Raw genomic sequence first — 19,013 nt, forward strand, 5'->3', positions numbered from 1 at the left:
GTCGACAACCGCCAGTTTAAAGGCCAGTGAATAATCCCGCTGAGTTCGTTTAGTACTTGTATTCATTACACTCTCCAAAAAGAAGCTGGAAAGTGTCAACTTTATTTAGGACGGGTCACTGGAATCAAAAAAGCCCCGCAGATGCGAGGCTTTTAAGAATGGTGCCCAGAGGCGGAATTGTAACGCGCCAGGCACTGGCACCGACTTGTCGGTGGCAGAAACAAAAAAGGCCCTGCATTCCTGCAAGGCCTTGTTTGTGATGGTGCCCAGAGGCGGAATCGAACCACCGACACGAGGATTTTCAATCCACTGCTCTACCAACTGAGCTATCTGGGCGAAACTGGTTGCGCGTAGGGCTTATTGCCCGTGGCGTCGTGGGTGCGTATTAAACGGATTTCGCACGATTAAGTCAACAACTTTATCGCGATTTTTTGTCAAGTGCACAGACTTTAACCGATACGCCCCAATTTTACTTCGACGGCGGCACGTAGCCTTCTATTTTCGGGTCTTTTCCTTCAAACAGGAAGGCTTCCATATTTTGTTCAAGGAACTTCCGCGCCTCCGGATCCATCATATTCAGCTTGTGCTCATTAATCAGCATGGTCTGCTTTTTCTGCCACTCGGCCCAGGCTTCCTTGGAAATATTATCGAATATGCGCTTTCCCAGCTCACCCGGGTATAGCTGAAAATCCAGACCGTCTGCCTCTTTTTTCAGATGCGCACAAAAAACCGTTCTGCTCATGATGACTCCCCTTAATGCTGTGCTGCTATGTTACAAAAGATGGTGCAGCTGTTGGATGATTTTTTTTGTTGGCGCGGCCATGCCCACCTCAATCGGCTCATCAATACTAAACCAGCCGGCCCCTGCCTCCGTGATTCGGGCCTGTGGCGGCTTTTCCAGCGTCAGTAAGCGCGGCGTGATATCCAGATGAAAATGGCTGAAGGTGTGTCGAAACGCCGGTAATGTGGTGGCCTGCACCGACGCTCCGGCGATATGGTGTGTCAGCGTTGCCTCATTGTCTTCAGGCCGGACTTCCACAAACCCATACAGACCGCCCCATAGCCCTTCCGACGGACGCTGTGTCATAAACACACTGCGCTGATACATCGGAATTAAGAATGTGACATTACGCACCGGCAGCGCCTTTTTCGGCTTTTTACCTGGATACGCTGCCTGGTTACCCTGCGCGTAGGCGATGCAGTCTGTTTGTACCGGGCACTGATCACAGGCCGGCTTGCTGCGCGTGCACACCATCGCCCCTAAATCCATCATCGCCTGAGTATAGTGATTACAGCGCTCTGTCGGCGTATATTGCTCAGCAATATCCCACAGCGTGTTTTCGACTTTTTTAACTCCTGGCCAGCCTTCGATGGCCTGATGTCGTGCCAGTACCCGTTTTACGTTGCCATCCAGAATAGGGTGTCGCTGCTGGCACGCCAGAGAGAGAATAGCGCCAGCAGTTGAGCGTCCAACGCCAGGTAACGCCATGACATCATCCAGCGTATCCGGAAAGCGTCCAACATGGTGTTCAGCAATGTGTCTGGCGGCACGGTGAAGGTTGCGGGCGCGGGCGTAGTAACCGAGCCCGGTCCAGTGATGCAGTACGTCATCCTGCGACGCTGCCGCCAGTGCGTTAACGTCGGGGAATGACGTCATAAAACGTTCAAAATACGGGATAACCGTCGTCACCTGCGTCTGCTGCAGCATGATTTCGGATATCCACACCTTATACGGCGTCACGTTTTGCTGCCAAGGCAGGTGTTTTCTCCCGTGGCGGTCAAACCAGGTGAGTACGCGGTCTGAAAATGCGGTCGTCATGTCAGATAGTGGGTTGCAGTTAATCATCGACAGAGCGCTATGGTATCATGCGTGCCATCTTTGCTTCACGCCATTGCGAGGTTTTTGTGACAATCCAGGCTCCCGTTTTATTTCTGCCCGGCACTGCCTGTGACGAGCGGGTATGGCTGCCCGTATGGCAACATCTTGCATGCCGACAGCGTCGCTATGTACCGCTGCAATGGGCATCGTCACTGGCCGAGATGCTGGCGCTGACCTCAGACCGAGTGCTCGATGGAGAGAAAGTGCATCTGGTGGGCTATTCGATGGGCGGCTACGTCGCCAGCCTGTTCGCCAGCGAACATGCTGACAGCGTGGCGTCGCTGACGCTGATAGGCTATGACCCGAAAGGACTAGGTGACGAGGAAACGGCACGGCGTAATCTGCTTGTGACGTTCCTGAAGAAAGGTCAGTTTAAGCCTGACAGCAGCGCGTTTTTGTCCCGCTTTATTCATCCGGCGCGACTGAAGGACGAACATGTGGCGGGCGTAATGACGGCCATGGCGGCAGACTTAGGCAGCACAACCTTACTGGCCCATACCTTATCGACAACGCCCCGTAAGCCAATGACAGACACGCTCAGTCAAGCGTCCTTCCCGGTCAATATCCTGGGTGCCAGCAGTGACCAGATAGCCGAGCCGGATTCACTGCGTCAGGCCATTAAGACGATACAACCTGCGCATCACGCGATCCTCGACGATACCGCGCATATGATGCTTCTGGAAGCGCCGCAGCAGGTTGCGGCATTACTTCAGAACTGGCTCTTGGCGGATGAGAAAAACATCCTATAATTTGCCTGCAAAATATTGCATAACGCGGGATAGACTGGATAATGCCGCACCTGATAACGGCGGTTAAAAGAGATGGGGTCATGGGTCAATTTAAAAACCAGCAAGAAGCAGAAGCAGCTGGCGTATTTATCAGCAAAATTAAAAGCTATGTAAAACGTGAAGGGCGACTGACAAAAGCGCAGGCTCGTGCACTGGAGATGCACTGGCCAGCCATGGGAATTGACTACACAGGCACCCCGCTCAATCTGTACGACGTTTTTGGCCGGACAGCCCCGGTAGTGCTGGAAATTGGCTTTGGTATGGGTAAGTCACTGGTAGAAATGGCGGCTTCCGAACCGGACAAAGACTTCATCGGCATTGAAGTTCATCGGCCTGGTGTTGGCGCCTGCCTTCAGGATGCCGGAGAGTTAGGACTTACCAACCTTCGTGTCATGGAGTATGATGCCGTTGACGTTCTGAAAAACATGATCCCGGATGCCGCTCTCTCCCGCCTGCAGTTGTACTTCCCCGATCCGTGGCATAAAAAGCGCCACCATAAACGCCGTATCGTGCAGCCGGAATTTGCCCAACTGGTTCGCAGTAAACTGAAGACCGGCGGCCATTTCCATATGGCTACCGACTGGGAAAATTATGCCGAGCATATGGCTGAAGTGATGAATGCCGCGCCAGGCTATAAAAATACCGCAACGGATGGCAATTATGTTGCACGTCCGGCGTATCGTCCAATCACCAAATTCGAAACGCGCGGCCAGAAGCTTGGCCATGGCGTGTGGGATTTAATTTACGAGCGGATCGATTAATGCTGAGCCCGCAGAGTCAGTTACTGGAACGCAACCTCACCTTGTTCGAGCAGGGTGAGTGGGTAATTATTAACCCCACAGATGCTTATTTTACTGACTCAATAAAACATATTCCGCTTCGGGTTATCCATCAGTATTTCGATATTTTCAGTGAAAGTATCCGGGTGCTGCCTGTCTACACCGTCGATAGCCGCGATGTCGTTTCGGGTGGCCTGCTGTGCCGCCAGAAAGTCGGTGACCATCTGCATGACTTTACGCCGTTTACCACTGAACAGGGTATTGCCACCGATGTGCTGATATACCTGCCAAAATCCAAAGCCCATTTCAGCATGCTGCTGCGTCAGGCTGCTGGATTACTGAAAGCCGGTGGCCGTATTCATGTGGTCGGCGAAAATAAAGGTGGCATTAAAAGCGCTGCCAAACTGATGCAGCAGTACGGCGCGACCATGAAGGTTGACTCAGCCCGTCACTGCAGCCTGATTACCACGGACGTGGCTGTCCAACATGGTCCATTTGAACCTGACGTCTGGCTGGAAACAATAACCTATCAGTGTAATGGCCGGCAGTGGGACGTGGTCTCCATGCCGGGCGTATTCAGTCATGGCGAACTGGATAATGGCACGCACCTGTTACTGGAAAAATGCAGCCAGACATTACGCGGCGATATTCTCGATTTTGCCTGCGGCGCCGGTGTCGTCGGCAGCTTCCTGAAAACGTCATATCCGCACCTCACACTACACTATCTGGATGTCAGTGCGCTGGCACTTTACTGCTGCGCGCAAACCCTGCAAGAGAACCAACAAACCGGTCAGCTTATTGCCGCAAACGGGTTGCATGGAGTGTCACTTAGCGTAAACCACATCATCACCAACCCACCGTTTCATACCGGTGTAAAAACGGACTACAGCATTACCAAACGGTTTATTGAGGACGCCAGTCGCATTCTGAAGAGCGGTGGCACACTACAAATGGTGGCAAACCGTTTTCTCCCCTATCCGGGCTTATTGTCTGAACACTTTGCTCAGGTGCATACTGTGGCACAAACGACGCAGTTTTCGGTCTATCAGGCAACGCGCGCATAGCACCTTATCCGCAGCCTGTGCTAGTTTAGTCAGTAACGGGGACAGGCCGACAGGGCTGGGGCTCTGCAACAAAAGGACAGTATTGTGAACATTGTATTTGCTATTTCTGAAGTAGAAGAACTGGTTAAAACAGGCGGCCTGGCCGATGTGGGCAAGGCGTTACCGATAGCGCTGAAGGATCTGGGCTATAACGTCACGATTGTCATGCCCTATTATCAGCAACTGAAAAGTGACATTTCGGCGGAGAAAGTCGGTGACACCCTTGAACTGTTTACTGAAAGCCAGGTTTACCACTTTGATGTTCACAGCATGACATGGCAGGGTCTGCAGGTTTACCTGATTGACTATCCAGAGTATTTTGACCGGGATGGTCTGTATGCGTCATCTTTCAACGCCTTCAGTGATAACGGTGAACGGTTCAGTTTCTTCAGCGGTGCCGTTCTGCAAAGCCTGCAGGCACTCAACATTCAGCCCGATGTCATTCATTGTCACGACTGGCATACGGCCATGCTGCCGTTTTTAATGGCGCATGACCGCTCAGGTCACTTTGCGAATACCCGTTCTGTCTTTACCATTCACAATGCAGCATTTCAGGGCGTACATCAGCTCGACACGATCCCGTTTTTGCGTCACCACCCGGCGATACTGTCGCAAGTGCATGGCGGCTACATCAATATGCTACAAAGTGCTATCGAATTTGCTCACAAGGTCACTACGGTCAGCCCCAATTATGCTCAGGAGCTGCTGACCGATCTGGGCAGTCACGGTTTGCATGACCGCCTGGTAATGCGCCAGAGTGACCTGGTCGGTATTCTTAATGGCTGTGACTACACGCAGTGGAACCCGGCCACTGATTCGTTCCTGCCGGTTAATTACGATGTGGACTCACTGCATAACAAAACGGTCTGCAAGCAGGCCCTGCAGGAAAAGTCAGGCCTTGCGGTGGCACATGACACGCCACTGTTGGGCATGGTATGCCGGTTAACCGAACAAAAAGGTTTCGGTTACCTGACACCGATCCTGGATGATTTGATGCGGCACAACGTGCAGGTTGTGATTGTGGGTACTGGCGATCCGAAAGTCTGTATGGATTTAGGTGAGTTCGCGCAGCAACATCCCGGCCGCTTCGCGTTTATCAACGGCTTCAGCAGCGAACACGCCCACCTTGTGGAAGCGGGTGCTGATTTCTTCCTGATGCCATCGCAGTTCGAGCCGTGCGGGCTCAACCAGATGTATTCTCTGGCCTATGGCACCATTCCCATAGTCCGGGCCGTTGGTGGCTTGAAGGACACCGTGATTGACCAGCAACATGGCGAGCACGCGACCGGTTTTGTTTTCAGTGACCCGACACCCGACGCCCTGCTGGCATGTATACGTCGTGCACTGTTATTTTATCACGAGCACCCGGCGCAGTACCGCCGCATGCAGGAAACCGGCATGCGCACCCGATTTACCTGGCCGGAAGCAGCAAAACACTATGCGCGTCTTTACCAGTTAATGTTTGACGCGGGATGACACTGTTAACGCTTTCTTTTTGCACAAAGATAAGCCACTATTGATGATACGCGTACTTCAAAACCACACTAATAATAAATGACAGATACGACCGTAAGACTCTCGATAAGGAGCCTGTTCCTATGGGTAGTTATGGCGATCGCCACGATTACCCTCGTGATCTCGTCGAGTCTGTCCATTTACACCCAAATCGAAACCTACCGAAAAGAACTCGAAGACAATGTTGTGATGCTGACCAAGCTGGTCGCCAACAACTCAGACACCTTGTTACTCGGGGGTGAAATTGAGGACGCAGAAGCCCGCCTGCAGAGTCTTGATGTGGCTGACATGGTGCTCAATGTTCACCTGTATCGCACGCTCAGCCCCAGTTTAACGCCACCGTTGCAGGTAGAACGGTTTGCCGACTTTAACCGCGAAGGCGAGCCCCCCCTGCCGAATCAGTCCAGTCAGTTGCAAGCGCTGGAAAAAGGCCCGCGCATTTCGGCGGATGGCGATTACATCGAAGTAGCAAGCCGCATTTATGCGGTCAGTGATAACCGGGAACTCGGCTGGATTTATCTGCGTGCGTCAGCCGACAGTTTTAACAAGCTGGTCGGCAAATCCATTCTCATCAATATGTCTGTCATGTTTGTGATGATGCTCATCAGCTTCCTGCTGGCACTGCGCATGCAGCGTATTGTAACGGGGCCAATTGAGCAACTGTCGTCATTTTTGCAGCGTACCTCACGTCAGCGTGATTACTCTGCGCGGGCTGAGTCTTCCAGCATCCGCGAACTGACCATTCTGTCAGACGCCGTTAACATTATGCTGTCGCGTATTCAGGAGTACATGCAAAAGCAGCGTCTGGCAGAAGAACAGCACCGCAAACTCAATGCCTCACTTGAGGATATGGTCAGCCAGCGTACCCTGGCCCTGAAAGATGCAAACCAGGAGCTGATCCAGACGCTCGAAAAGCTTCATCAGTTCCAGCGCCAGATTGTCCAGAATGAAAAAATGGCGTCACTGGGTGACATGGTTGCTGGTGTCGCCCACGAAGTTAATACGCCTATCGGGCTTGGGGTGACCGCGTCAACTATGATGCTCGACCGGCTGGCAGTGATCCAGAAAGAATTTGAAAACAAAACCCTCAAAGCCAGCACCATGCAGAAGTTTCTGACCGAAAGTCAGGAAAACCTCAATATCATTTACCGTAATCTCAACCGGGCCGCTGAACTGATTTCAAGCTTTAAACAGGTTGCCGTTGACCAGTCAAGCGAGACCAGTCGTTCGTTCTGCTTTATGCAGCTGGTTAATGAAATTTTGCTGTCGCTGCGTCCGCGCCTGAAAAAATTCAATCATCAGGTGAATGTGGAGGTAGATCCTACCCTGACGGTGGAGAGCAAAGCCGGACCGATAAACCAAATCCTGATTAACCTCATTATGAACTCGATCATTCACGGGTTTGAAGGGATTGATGACGGAAAGATTGATATCGCGGCAGAACTGGTCGCCGACAATAAGCTAAAAATCGTCTATCGTGACAATGGCCGGGGCATTCCAAAAGATATTCGTAAACGCATTTTCGACCCGTTTGTCACCACCAAACGTGGACAGGGCGGATCGGGGTTGGGTATGCACCTGGTATATAACCTGGTCACCCAGGCGCTTAACGGCTCCATCTCACTGACCAGCGAAGAAGGGGCGGGCGTGGAATTTGTGATTGTATTTCCCGTGACCAAAGCCAAATACGGCGATCAGGTTCGCTGAAACGGTTGAAAAACAACCATCAGGCCCAATACCTTAAGGCGATGTTTAATAAGATCTTGCAAACAGGATCCTGACTATTAAACTTTACCCATTAAACGACGTAAACCGATTGATAAAAGAGTGTGAAACCGCATGCAGACGCCAAATGTGTTAATTGTTGAAGATGAAGTGGTTACCCGTACCACGCTAAAGAGTTTGTTTGAAGCAGAGGGCTACAATGTCTTTGAGGCGGAAAACGGCGAGCAGATGCATGAGTTTTTCGAAAACCATTCGATCAATCTGGTCATCATGGACATCAACCTGCCCGGCAAAAACGGTCTTATTCTGGCGCGTGAAGTGCGTGACAGAAAAAATGTCGGTCTTATCTTCCTGACCGGCCGTGATAACGATGTCGATCGTATTCTGGGTCTGGAGATTGGCGCCGATGATTACCTGACCAAACCGTTTAACCCGCGTGAGCTGACAATCCGTGCGCGCAATCTGCTTGCCCGCACTACTAATGCCAGTGAAGATGATGATTTACCAAGCCGCGTAAGCTTTAACGGCTGGACGCTCGACGGTGATAGTCGTTCTCTGATTTCACCCACTGGTAATGAGTTCCGTCTGCCACGCAGTGAATTCCGTGCCCTGCACCTGTTTTTGAGCAACCCGGGCAAAATTCTGACCCGTGAACAGCTGATCATGGAAATGACCGGCCGTGAACTGCGTCCGAACGACCGTACCGTGGATGTGACTATCCGTCGTATTCGTAAGCACTTCGAATCAGAGCCTAATGACGAAGAGTTGATTGTAACGATTCACGGCGAAGGTTATCGCTTCTGCGGCTCGGTTGACAGCTAAGCGTAGTCACCAGTCTGAAATCAAAAAGCCCCGTTCTGTCGGGGCTTTTTTTGTTCTGTTTGCGTTAACGATGCAGCCAGCTTAATAACGAATATCGCTTGGCGCCGGCGAACGGCGATACCGTCTGAACAGCATGCTCCTGTGGGATCCTGAACATCGTAAACGTGTTGAACTCCGGTTTAAAACCCTGTTCTATGTTGCCATCTTCGTCGAAAAACACGACATGCCCGCCCCAATTCATATTCCAGTTTTTGGTGAATCCGAACGTACAGGCAGCAACGCGATCATGCTTCTTGTGGATATCGTTATGGTTGGTAAGAAAATGCCCTTTGTCATACAGCGACGCGTAGCTGTCGGCCTTACGAATGGCTGGCTCACCGGTAATATCCCGCATCAGCGACAGGTATTGTTCGCTGTTAACGAAGGCTTCTACGGCATGAAGCGGGTGACCGGGATCTTCGTTCAGCTCAACCGCCTGAGTAATGTAATATTGGCCGAATGCGTACTGGAACTGTGTGGTCGCGCGGGCGTATATCTCACCCATGAAGCGCGCTTTAATATCGTCCGGTAACGACGCCACTTTGTCGTAGTCGGCTTCATAGAAGCCCTGTGGATCGTTATAGGCAAAATACCAGCGGGTATTACGCTCAATGCACTCCATCAGGTAATTCGCAGTCTGCTCAGTGAAAAACTGCTTTATCTGTACCCTGCCGGTTTTCTGGTACTCGGCTTTCGCCTTCTCAGTATCAATCGCGGGGTTGATGTCAATATTCACAACGGCCTCTGACAACAGGTTTCTTAGCATCACGGTACACTATGTGTTTTTGCGGTTGCTGTAAACCACGTGCAGCGCCTGGCTTCACTTCATCGTGAAAATAGCGCCTCTGACAGAGCCTGATGACGTTTCGCACTGTCTTTATCAAGCCAGTCCTGGTAGGTCATCAGGTATTCCACATCAAGACGGTTATTAACAAGAATGTGATTAATCTCTTCAATCACCTGTTCGCCCCAGGCATTGCGGCTACAGGCAATATAGGTCGGCGTGGCGTCCGGCATGTCTTTAACGGGTATAAACAGCATGGGCTGCGTGGTTTTATGCAGCCGCTGCTGGTACTCCAGCTCCACCGGAAAGCCCAGGGTGTAGTCAATACGCCCCCGGTCGAGCATCGACAGCAGGCTGGGAAAGACATCCGGTCCACTGCGCCGCAGTACGTGGGGCGCATCCGGGTGGTTAGTCAGCGCTGCATCCACCGGTCCCTTGTACAGCCGGCCGTCAGACACGCCACCAATAAACTCAGACGATGCCAGCAGGGCGTCAATATCAATCCGTCCGTTCTCCATCACGTGGGAAAAGCGCTCACGATCCGCAGCACGAATGATAACCCCGTTAGGCAAAATGACGCCGCGGACATCTGAGTACAGAATGATTTTTTCACGCGCCGGCGACTTGTACAGCCCCACGATACAGACATTGTCGGTCGTCATCAGACTGACAATTCGCTCGTAGCCTGCCGTTTCTGTGTGATGGGTGTAACCCGGCAGGCGGGCCATAATATACTGCCGGGCGAGGTCATTGTAGCCTTTGTCCTGCATCGGGCCTGACACGAAAGTACCTGGTGGAAAGTCCGGCCGCAGCCACAGTATTTCCCTGGCATAACACTGCGAACTTATCAGCAGACAAACGAAAACAAGGGCTTTCACAAGATTGACAGCTTCTCTTTAATACCACGTGTTAAGCATAGTTCAGGTACGTGCATGATGCTGTTTTCGACCATGACATTTATCAATATTTACGCATTGATGATCACTAAAACGATCATTACAGGCAGGCCATCTATACTTATTACACGTTGGCCGCCATAAGTAGGGAGAAACTGATGACCAGCAAAGACATCGTTCGACATTTTTTTGCTTTATCTGAAGCCGGAAAAACCGAGGAATGCTTCGCACTTTTCAGCGAGGACTTACAATGGACTAACCACGGTTCTTCTAGCTTGTCAGGAACTTATAACGGAAAGCCGGAAGTTATGTCAGCCTTACTTGGCCCGTTGTTTTCTACGCTGAAAGCGGGGATTCAAATGCAGATTGAGGATATGACTGCCGAGGGCAGTAAGGTGGTCGTGCAGGCGAAAGGCTTTGCAGAAACCAAGGATGGCATTCCCTATAACAACACCTACTGTATGATCTTTGAAATTCGCGATAACAGTATTGTCGCTGTAGAAGAATACAGCGACACCCTGCTTATTGAGTCTGTGTTTGGCAGCGGGTTGTGATCAGTTACCTGCAACCCGCATGCTGTTGATTAGCACCGAGCCGGTCTGAACGCTGCCACGCACATCTTTTTCGGCGCCTATGGCCTGTATACCGGCGAACATATCGCGCAGGTTGCCGGCAATCGTGATTTCATGCACAGGATACTGGATCACCCCGTTCTCAACCCAGAAGCCGGCTGCGCCGCGCGAGTAATCACCGGTCACAATGTTGACGCCCTGCCCCATCAGTTCGGTGACCAGCAGCCCTGTACCCATCTCTTCCAGCAGCGCCTGGTCAGAATGACCGCTGTCTCCCACCAGCCAGTTATGGATCCCACCAGCGTGGCCGTTACTCGTTGTATTCAGTTTTCGCGCTGAATAGGTGGTATACAGATACGTTGCCAGCCTGCCGCCGTCGACGATGGTCATATCCTGGGTACGTACGCCTTCGTTATCAAAACTTGAGCTGGCCAGTGCGCCTTTAAGCTGCGGCTTTTCCTCAATCGTCAGCCATTCAGGGAAAACCTGTTTGCCGAGGCTGTCGAGCAGGAAGGAAGAGCGGCGATAGAGGTTGCCGCCGCTGATCGCAGCAACATAATGACCAAAAAAACTGGCGGCTAAATCGCGATGCAGCAACACCGGCACGTTGGCGGTGTTAATTTTTCTGGCCCCCAGTCGCTCTACCGTATGCCTGGCTGCTTCCTGGCCTATCTCGGTTGCACTTTTGAGCGCACTGGCCTTGCGATTAACGGCATACGCGTAGTCACGCTGCATGTCATCGCCATCACTGCCAATCATCATACAGCTCATGCTGTAACGGCTGCTGGGATAGCCCGCGTTAATGCCATGCGTGTTACCGTATACGCGCATTCCCAGATTGGCGTTATACGAAGCCCCGTCCGAGTTGGTAATGCGCGGATCATAATCAAAGGCTGCCGATTCGGCCTCGATGGCTGTGGCAATCGCCTTTTGGGTATCCAGTTCAACCGGATGATACAGGTCAAGATCAGGAAACTCGGTGGCAATCAGTTCTTCGTCAGCCAGCCCGGTACACGGGTCCTCACTGGTGTAGCGTGCAATGTCCACGGCCTTTTCGACGGTCAGAGCCAGTGCTGCTTTGCTCAGATCGGCGGTAGACGCACTGCCTTTGCGCTTGCCCACATACACGCTGATCCCTAGACCACCGTCATTGGTAAACTCGACATTTTCTACCTCGCGCATGCGCGACGACACAGCAATTCCCTGCACCTTCGACATACTGGCCTCTGCCTGCGTGGCGCCTTTCTTCTTCGCGAGCGTCAGTACGTCCTCAACGATGTTCTGAATGTCTGCTATTTGCTGCTCTATTTGCATAGTAAGTTTCGTTGTCCCAGTCTGTCTGTCATAATTAAGCCATACCAAAGTGTAACATTTATGAGTGTTCAATGAGCGACCACAAGTCTTACTCTGGTTCCGCATCGCCGTTTGATGATATTGAAGACAACGGCGATGAGTGGATCAGTAAATCCGAATTAAAACGCCAGGCCGACGCCCGCCAGAAGCTCGGGGAAACCCTGGTCGACCTGACTCCATCACACCTCGCCACCATCCCTATGGATGATGATCTTGAGGAAGCCGTCATGCTGGCCCGAAGTATCAATCGTAAAAAAGACGGCTTCCGGCGTCAGCTTCAGTTCATCGGTAAGTTGCTGCGTGGCCGTGACACGGCTGACATTGAAGCAGCGCTTGACCGCCTGAACCATCAGCACCAGGCAAGCAACGCCGCATTTCACGCTATTGAAAAAGCCCGTGACGCCATCATCAGTCAGGGCGACGCGGCCATACAATCGCTGCTCGAAGCGCATCCGGGTCTTGAGCGTCAAAAGCTCAGACAGTTCCATCGCCAAATCAACAAGGAGCGTGAAAAGAACGCACCACCTAAGGCGTTTCGCGAACTTTTTCAATATCTTAAAGAGCACATGCCAACGGCATAGCCGCTGGCACCGTGCTTATCAGGCTGTGCCGCCGACGGTCAACTGATCCACTTTGAGGGTCGGCTGACCCACGCCAACCGGCACGCTCTGTCCGTCTTTGCCGCACACACCCACGCCTTTATCCAGCGCCACATCATTGCCAATCATTGAGACCTGCTGCATGACTTCCGGACCATTACCAATCAGGGTTGCCCCTTTAACCGGTGCAGTAATTTTCCCGTTCTCTATCAGGTAAGCTTCCGCACTGGAGAACACAAACTTCCCTGAAGTGATATCTACCTGGCCACCTGCAAAATTAGGGGCATAAATTCCCTTATCAATGGACGCGATAATTTCCTGCGGATCATATTCACCGGCCAGCATGTAGGTATTTGTCATCCGCGGCATAGGCAAATGCGCGTACGATTCACGACGACCATTCCCCGTAGCCGGTACACCCATTAAACGGGCATTGTGTTTGTCCTGCATGTAGCCACGCAAAATGCCATCTTCAATCAGCACGTTGTGCTGGGTCGGCGTGCCTTCATCATCCACCGTGAGAGAGCCACGTCGATCGGTCAGCGTGCCATCATCCACCACGGTCACCCCTTTCGCTGCAACGCGCTGACCAATTTTACCGCTGAACGTGGACGCCCCTTTGCGGTTAAAGTCGCCTTCAAGGCCATGCCCGACGGCCTCGTGCAACAGTACGCCCGGCCATCCGTTACCGAGTACCACCGGCATGGTACCGGCGGGCGACGCCACCGCTTCCATATTCACCCGCGCCATATGCAGTGCATCATCGGCCAGTTGCTGGTAGTACGGTTTACCGTCTTCGTCACGGGTGAAGAACGCATAAGCATAACGACCACCTGCACCGGCGCTGCCGCGCTCGCGGCGATCACCTTTTTCCAGCAGGACCATGCAGTTCAGCCGCACGAGTGGACGAATATCGGTTGCCAGCGTACCGTCGCTTGCCGCCACCAGCACTTCCTCATAGACACCACTCAGGCTCACGATCACCTGATTAACGCCCGGTTCCTGCTGACGGATATAAGCATCTACCGCTCGTAGCAAGCTGATCTTCTCAGCATCTTCCATTCCCAGCAGCGGGTTATCACTGGTATACCGTGACGCGGTATTTACCGGCGCTAATGGCGCGACCTGATGGGTGCCACCTTGTGGCGCAATTGTCCGGGCCGCTTTGCAGGCTTTTTCAAGTGCCTCAGGGCTGATTTCATCAGAGTAGGCAAAACCGGTTTTTTCTCCGCTGATAGCACGTACGCCAACACCGCGCTCGATGTTGTAACTGCCTTCTTTGATGATGCCGTCTTCCAGTACCCAGGTTTCATGCTGGCTCGACTGGAAGTACAGGTCGGCAAAATCAGTGTCAGCGTGATGGATAATGCCCAGCGCTTTTTCGAGCGCCTGAATATCGAGGCCTGAATCAGTCAGTAAATGACGTTCGACAAGTTTAGACAAAATGACTCCTGAATCGGTTGTGTTGCGCCACCGGCATGCTCTTTTGCAATGCCTGGCGTTCAGACAAATCTATACTGGCAGAAATGCTGCCGGTGCCGGTGGGTTTCTCAGCCAGTGTGACGCCCCAGGGCGACAGGATCAGGCTGTGACCGTAGGTCTCCCGACCGTTTTCGTGAACACCTGACTGGTTCGGCGCCACGACAAAACATTGCTTTTCAATCGCCCGTGCGCGTACCAGGGTATCCCAGTGTGCCTGTCCGGTACGCTGCGTGAATGCCGCGGGCAGGACCAGAATATCTATGTCGCCCATAGCATCGAACAGCCCGGGAAAGCGCACATCATAACATACTGCCAGGCCTACGCGGCCAATCGGCGTGTCGGCACAGACAACCTTACTGCCGGGCTCGGTGTATTTTGACTCACGGTACGAGCCGGTATTATCGTCCACCGATACATCGAACATATGAATTTTTCGGTAATCTGCCAGACACTGACCATCCGGGCCGAACAGTTGGCAGGTAGCAGAGAATTTATCAGCCGCTTCCGCCGGCGTCGGATACGTACCCGACACGATGTAGCAGCCGTGCTTTTTTGCCAGTGAGGAGAGATGCTCAGAAATATGCTGAGACTTTGGCCCGTGAGCCAAGGCAAGCTGTTCACGGTCCCGCGTACCAAAACAGGCAAAACATTCTGGCAGCACAACCAGCGTAGGGACCGAAAAGTTCATCTGGGCCAGTTGTTCACTGACAAACGCCAGGTTGGTGTCAACATCGGGCACGGATGTCATCTGTATAGCAACCAGATTAACCATCAATCACCTCCATCTTAAGTCGTTTCAGATCGTCCTTACTCAATGGCCGGTCAGTCTCGTCTTCCGTTGAGGCTGGCGTGTTACGTGCCGGCAGGGAGATATCCTTGCTGTCGCGTCCGACTTCTCTGAATACGGGCTCGCTGAGGGTACCGGTCACTTTATAATTGACGTTGGAAATCACTTTCGCAGAGGTCAGGACCTGATCCAGCGCGAGTGCAGCCAGTGCGGTGGGTGGGGTCGCCAGAAAATAAACCAGTATTGGCAGGTTGCCGGTGACGTTGGGCGTAAATGACACATCGTAATTCAGGGTGCCTGCGGTCAGGTCAGTGAAGCCTTTGATTTCAATTTCCCCGGCGCCACCGTCAATTTCCGTATCATCGGTATAGGCAACGCCATCCTGAATAGCAAGCGTGCCGTCCATTTTGTCGTAGAAAAACCCTTTCGCAAACACATCACGGAAATCCAGGCTCAGCTTTCTGACCATGGAGTTCAGACTGAACAGCGTGAAAATCCGCGATCCTTTATCCGAGAGTTCGGTCAGATAGCCATCGGTCAGCCCCCAGTCAATCGTGCCATTCAGCCCGGCCAGCGCGAAATCCATGGGGGATTTGGGCCAGGTCAGGGAAAACGCGATATCAGCCTCGGAGTCTTTAATGCCTGAACTGAAGCCATACTGTTCCAGCATGGCGCCGACATCGCGGCTTTTAACCGACCCGGACAGCTGGGTCTGATTGAGCGAATCGCCATAAACCCACAAACCGGACGCGCTCAGACTGCCATATTTGTTGGTGGCTTTGGCCTGTCGGATCTCCATGCCCTTGTCATTGCGTGCCATCTCCAGCACCACCTCGCCAAGTTCAATGTCGTTCACTGAACACTGGTCACAATGAAAATAGACCGGTGGCAGGTTGTCCGGCTTCCAGTCGGATGATATGGCCGACGAGGATGCAAAATCCTTACTGGCTTCAAGCCGCATGAAATCGGCATCAATGTCTATTCCGCGGCTGAGCCACTCGTCATAAATATTGACGACGGCCCGCGCCTGTTCGGCATTAATATCCAGTTGCCAGTTGTTATTCGACTGTTTCGCTGTAATCGCGACGTTCTCAAGCTGCTGGTCACCCAGCGTCAGCCGGTCTGTGTTGACGAAAATACGTTCAGGCACGCTGAACAGATGGTGCTCGCCTTCCGCTTTACCGGCCTGTTCGCTGACCAGAATGTCCAGCGTATCGTACCAGCGGCCCACGTCCATCTGATCCAGCCCGGCGGAAATACTGAAACCCATACCCAGTCCACTGAAGTCGGTTTTTCCCAGCGCCAGATGGGCACGCGAGAACGTCATCTCTGCATGCGGTAACAAACCATCAAACTTTACTTCATCGCCCAGACTGGCCGAGATAGACGAGGCGGTATTATCCCCTTTACTGGTCACCTGCAGCAGGGAAGCGGTTGCCGCTTCTTTACCGAACGGACGCGGCAGTGCCGAGGCCACATCGGTAAGGTCAGCGTTTACCGTCGCCGTATACTGATATGCATCTTCACCCAGCGTCAGTGCCACCGACGCCATCCAGTCCGTTGTGCCACTGACTTTCGACGTGAATCCCGGACTGACGTAGCTTAACAGGGTCTGGCTGTCCCAGTTTCCGTCAAGGCCAACGTCAACCAGGTAGGCCTGGTCTTCATGGTGCCCTTCCAGTGAAATCTGCATTGGCTGGGAGAGCCAGCGAACGCCCAGCTGGTCGCTGTGTATTTTGTCATTTTCAAACTGAATAGCGCCCTGCGCGTTTTCCAGCGTCATGTCGGTGGCGCGTATATAAATGCGGTTACCTGCAAGCAAGGCGTTACCTGAGGCAACCACCTCGTCACCATTCAGCGGAATGTGAAGTTTGATTTGCGACGAGACGGGACCGCTAATCATAACTTCATTATTGAGCACGTTACCCAGGGAGTCTTTGATACTGGACTGTGCCATCAGCGCAGCAAGCTGTTCACCGGTGCCGTCACCTTTTGCGTAAATGGTCAGAATCGACGACCCCGAGAGACCCGGAATTGCCGCCGACATGTCGCTGATGGTGACGTCAGCGAGTTTTGCGCCCGGCGCCTCCATGACCAGCGAATCGTTGACGAAGTACAGGTCGAGATCCAGCGCCTTCAGTCCGGGCCAGTTTTCCGCGAATACAAAATCGGCATTATCGAGTGACGCATACGCCTGAAAAATCCCGTCTTTTTGTCTGAACGGGAATGCCGCGGGTTTGCCATACCATAACACCCGGCCATTTTTCAGGGTGCCTGCCCCGCCGAACGCCCGGGTCAGGTATGCGCGCGTGCCTTCTCCCATTACCGCAGGAAATAACGCACTGACCTCACGTAACGGAACATCACTGATACCGGCATAAATCGCCAGCTCACCGGTCGTGATGTTGTAACGGAACGACGGGGTCAGGGTAACTAAATCGGTACTGACTTCGGTATCCCGCAACAAAACTTCCCAGTGTGTTGCCTCACCCGCGCGCCGCGAGTAGACATAAAGTGCGGCTTTGAGCACGTCGATGCGCTGGTCTTGCGGCAGGCTTTTATCCGCGTCAAGCGAAGTATCACTGGCTTCAAGCAGCACAGCGCCCTGATTTTTATGCCAGAAAAGATCCACATCCAGTGCCGTCATACCCGGCACCACGTCGGTCTGGTTCCAGCCTACATCGAGTAATTTTGCGGTCGCCGACAGGCCTCCGGACGGCGAACGCCCACCGTTCCATTTCATCTGCAGGGTTGCCAGCTGACCACGAGGGTCGAGGGCCTGCAGCTCTTCTTCGTTCGCGTCATCCAGAAACAGTGGTGTCAGCATCAAAAACGGGTTAATCGATACCGGCTTTACGGTACTTAGAATCCACTCACCCTGTGGTGTCACCTGCCCGACCAGATCGGTCACCAGCGTCTGATTACTGGAGTCCAGAATGAGCTGATCAACGCGCAGGTTCCAGCCCCCTTCTGATGGCAGCGCCTGGATGCTGCCTCCGCGTAACCCGGTATATAAGGGGGCATAGTCATTGCCGCCCCACTCCAGCAAACTGCGGTCAAACTCCACCTGGACCGCGGCCATCCGGCTGTTTTCAATCTGAGTCCAGACTTCAAAGTTCGCCCGGCTTTGAGTGAGGGGCCGTTTTATCTGAAGCAAATCGCTGACATAGGGAGACAGGTCAAGATCTTCTGCCCGCGCGTAGAAAGTGCCGGTCAGCGCATCTTTCTGGCCCGACAAATCGACGGCGAATGATGCTGAGTTTGCCGAGAAATCACGCACCTGGATGGCCCCTTGTCCCTGGTGCTTTTCGCCATCGTTCAGCCAGCTTAATTCTTCAACATCAAAGACCTGGGTTCGATCTGCACGGCTGAGTGATACCACACCGTTGTTGAGTGAAAACTGCTGCAACTGCTCAAGAAACAGGCTTTTCAGCGCGTCAACAACCGGGAAGTCACTGTCTCCGGCACCTTCGATGCGATCCGCATCAATGTCGAGATTAAGGCCAACCAGTTCGAATCGGTTAGAGGAAATCAGACGCTGACTCAGGGATTGCCAGAAGTCCACATCCACGTAAATGGTCTGGATATCCAGGGAAACCGGGGAATTATCATCTTTGGCCAGTGATACCTGTTTCAGCACAATACTCGGACCAGACGGCTGCCATTGCGCATGCACACTGCCAATTGACAGGTTCACACCATACTGCTGATTAACATAGTCTTCCAGCAGGTATTTTTTGTCTTCCAGGTGGGGCAGCGCGTAACGCAAAACGCTGAGCAGCACAGCGAACAGTACCAGCAGTACTGCCATTGTCAGCCAGAGCTTTTTTACCAGATACGCGGCAACCGCAGCAATTTTCGTCACACTTCGCCTTTACTTCTCAACTTTG

Annotated in this window: 16 protein-coding genes and 1 tRNA gene; 8 read left to right on the forward strand and 9 right to left on the reverse strand. The window is 52.7% G+C overall.

Going from position 1 to position 19,013, the window contains the following annotated elements; translation table 11 throughout:
• Nucleotides 1-260 precede the first annotated feature (260 nt).
• From AB1N33_RS07045 to mutY, 3 genes are all read right to left on the reverse strand, one after another.
• Nucleotides 261-336, reverse strand: a tRNA-Phe gene (locus AB1N33_RS07045).
• Nucleotides 337-469: 133 nt separating this feature from the next.
• Nucleotides 470-742 (reverse strand): oxidative damage protection protein, encoded by a 273-nt coding sequence (locus AB1N33_RS07050; RefSeq protein ID WP_411270842.1) that lies wholly within the window; start codon nt 740-742, stop codon nt 470-472.
• A gap of 30 nt (nt 743-772) precedes the next feature.
• On the reverse strand, nt 773-1,819 hold the full coding sequence (gene mutY / locus AB1N33_RS07055; protein ID WP_411270843.1) for an A/G-specific adenine glycosylase: 1,047 nt from the start codon (nt 1,817-1,819) through the stop codon (nt 773-775).
• 86 nt (nt 1,820-1,905) lie between these two features.
• Between mutY and AB1N33_RS07060 the strand changes: the two genes are divergently transcribed.
• The 6 genes from AB1N33_RS07060 (at nt 1,906) to arcA (ending at nt 8,611) form a co-directional block, all read left to right on the forward strand.
• A complete protein-coding gene (locus AB1N33_RS07060; RefSeq protein WP_411270844.1) occupies nt 1,906-2,628 on the forward strand; it encodes an alpha/beta fold hydrolase in 723 nt (240 codons plus the stop codon).
• An 80-nt stretch (nt 2,629-2,708) separates the two neighbouring features.
• Complete coding sequence (gene trmB / locus AB1N33_RS07065; protein ID WP_411270845.1) at nt 2,709-3,428, forward strand: tRNA (guanosine(46)-N7)-methyltransferase TrmB; 720 nt, start codon at nt 2,709-2,711, stop codon at nt 3,426-3,428.
• A complete protein-coding gene (locus AB1N33_RS07070) occupies nt 3,428-4,510 on the forward strand; it encodes a methyltransferase (protein ID WP_411270846.1) in 1,083 nt (360 codons plus the stop codon). Before trmB ends, AB1N33_RS07070 begins: the two co-directional genes overlap by 1 nt.
• 84 nt (nt 4,511-4,594) lie before the next feature.
• Entirely contained in the window at nt 4,595-6,025 is a 1,431-nt protein-coding gene (gene glgA / locus AB1N33_RS07075; protein ID WP_411270847.1) for a glycogen synthase GlgA, read from the forward strand.
• A 78-nt stretch (nt 6,026-6,103) separates the two neighbouring features.
• Complete coding sequence (locus AB1N33_RS07080) at nt 6,104-7,771, forward strand: sensor histidine kinase (RefSeq protein WP_411270848.1); 1,668 nt, start codon at nt 6,104-6,106, stop codon at nt 7,769-7,771.
• A gap of 132 nt (nt 7,772-7,903) precedes the next feature.
• The gene (gene arcA / locus AB1N33_RS07085) at nt 7,904-8,611 is read left to right on the forward strand and encodes a two-component system response regulator ArcA (RefSeq protein WP_411270849.1); all 708 of its coding nucleotides are present in this window, start codon (nt 7,904-7,906) and stop codon (nt 8,609-8,611) included.
• A 64-nt stretch (nt 8,612-8,675) separates the two neighbouring features.
• Here the strand turns inward: arcA and AB1N33_RS07090 are convergent, their stop codons facing one another.
• On the reverse strand, nt 8,676-9,401 hold the full coding sequence (locus tag AB1N33_RS07090; RefSeq protein ID WP_411270850.1) for a 2OG-Fe(II) oxygenase family protein: 726 nt from the start codon (nt 9,399-9,401) through the stop codon (nt 8,676-8,678).
• A gap of 74 nt (nt 9,402-9,475) precedes the next feature.
• Nucleotides 9,476-10,312, reverse strand: a complete 837-nt coding sequence (locus AB1N33_RS07095; protein WP_411270851.1) for a TIGR02285 family protein — start codon at nt 10,310-10,312, stop codon at nt 9,476-9,478.
• 176 nt (nt 10,313-10,488) lie between these two features.
• Here AB1N33_RS07095 and AB1N33_RS07100 point away from each other — a divergent pair, with 176 nt between their 5' ends.
• Nucleotides 10,489-10,884, forward strand: a complete 396-nt coding sequence (locus AB1N33_RS07100) for a nuclear transport factor 2 family protein (protein WP_411270852.1) — start codon at nt 10,489-10,491, stop codon at nt 10,882-10,884.
• On the opposite strand, the gene pmbA is transcribed toward AB1N33_RS07100, so the two are convergent.
• Nucleotides 10,885-12,216: a metalloprotease PmbA gene (pmbA, locus tag AB1N33_RS07105; protein ID WP_411270853.1), complete on the reverse strand. Its 1,332-nt coding sequence runs from the start codon at nt 12,214-12,216 to the stop codon at nt 10,885-10,887.
• A 71-nt stretch (nt 12,217-12,287) separates the two neighbouring features.
• On the opposite strand from pmbA, the gene yjgA reads away from it, so the two are divergent.
• Complete coding sequence (gene yjgA / locus AB1N33_RS07110) at nt 12,288-12,836, forward strand: ribosome biogenesis factor YjgA (protein ID WP_411270854.1); 549 nt, start codon at nt 12,288-12,290, stop codon at nt 12,834-12,836.
• Nucleotides 12,837-12,854: 18 nt separating this feature from the next.
• Here the strand turns inward: yjgA and tldD are convergent, their stop codons facing one another.
• Genes tldD through AB1N33_RS07125 form a run of 3 tightly spaced genes read right to left on the reverse strand, consistent with a single transcriptional unit; the run spans nt 12,855 to nt 18,988 of the window.
• Nucleotides 12,855-14,297: a metalloprotease TldD gene (gene tldD, locus AB1N33_RS07115; RefSeq protein WP_411270855.1), complete on the reverse strand. Its 1,443-nt coding sequence runs from the start codon at nt 14,295-14,297 to the stop codon at nt 12,855-12,857.
• Nucleotides 14,290-15,108 (reverse strand): carbon-nitrogen hydrolase family protein, encoded by an 819-nt coding sequence (locus AB1N33_RS07120; protein ID WP_411270856.1) that lies wholly within the window; start codon nt 15,106-15,108, stop codon nt 14,290-14,292. Before AB1N33_RS07120 ends, tldD begins: the two co-directional genes overlap by 8 nt.
• Entirely contained in the window at nt 15,101-18,988 is a 3,888-nt protein-coding gene (locus AB1N33_RS07125; RefSeq protein ID WP_411270857.1) for a YhdP family protein, read from the reverse strand. Before AB1N33_RS07125 ends, AB1N33_RS07120 begins: the two co-directional genes overlap by 8 nt.
• Nucleotides 18,989-19,013 lie beyond the last annotated feature (25 nt).

Origin of the sequence: Alteromonas nitratireducens, assembly GCF_040812025.1 — a bacterium.
Taxonomy (GTDB): Bacteria; Pseudomonadota; Gammaproteobacteria; order Enterobacterales; family Alteromonadaceae; genus Alteromonas; species Alteromonas nitratireducens.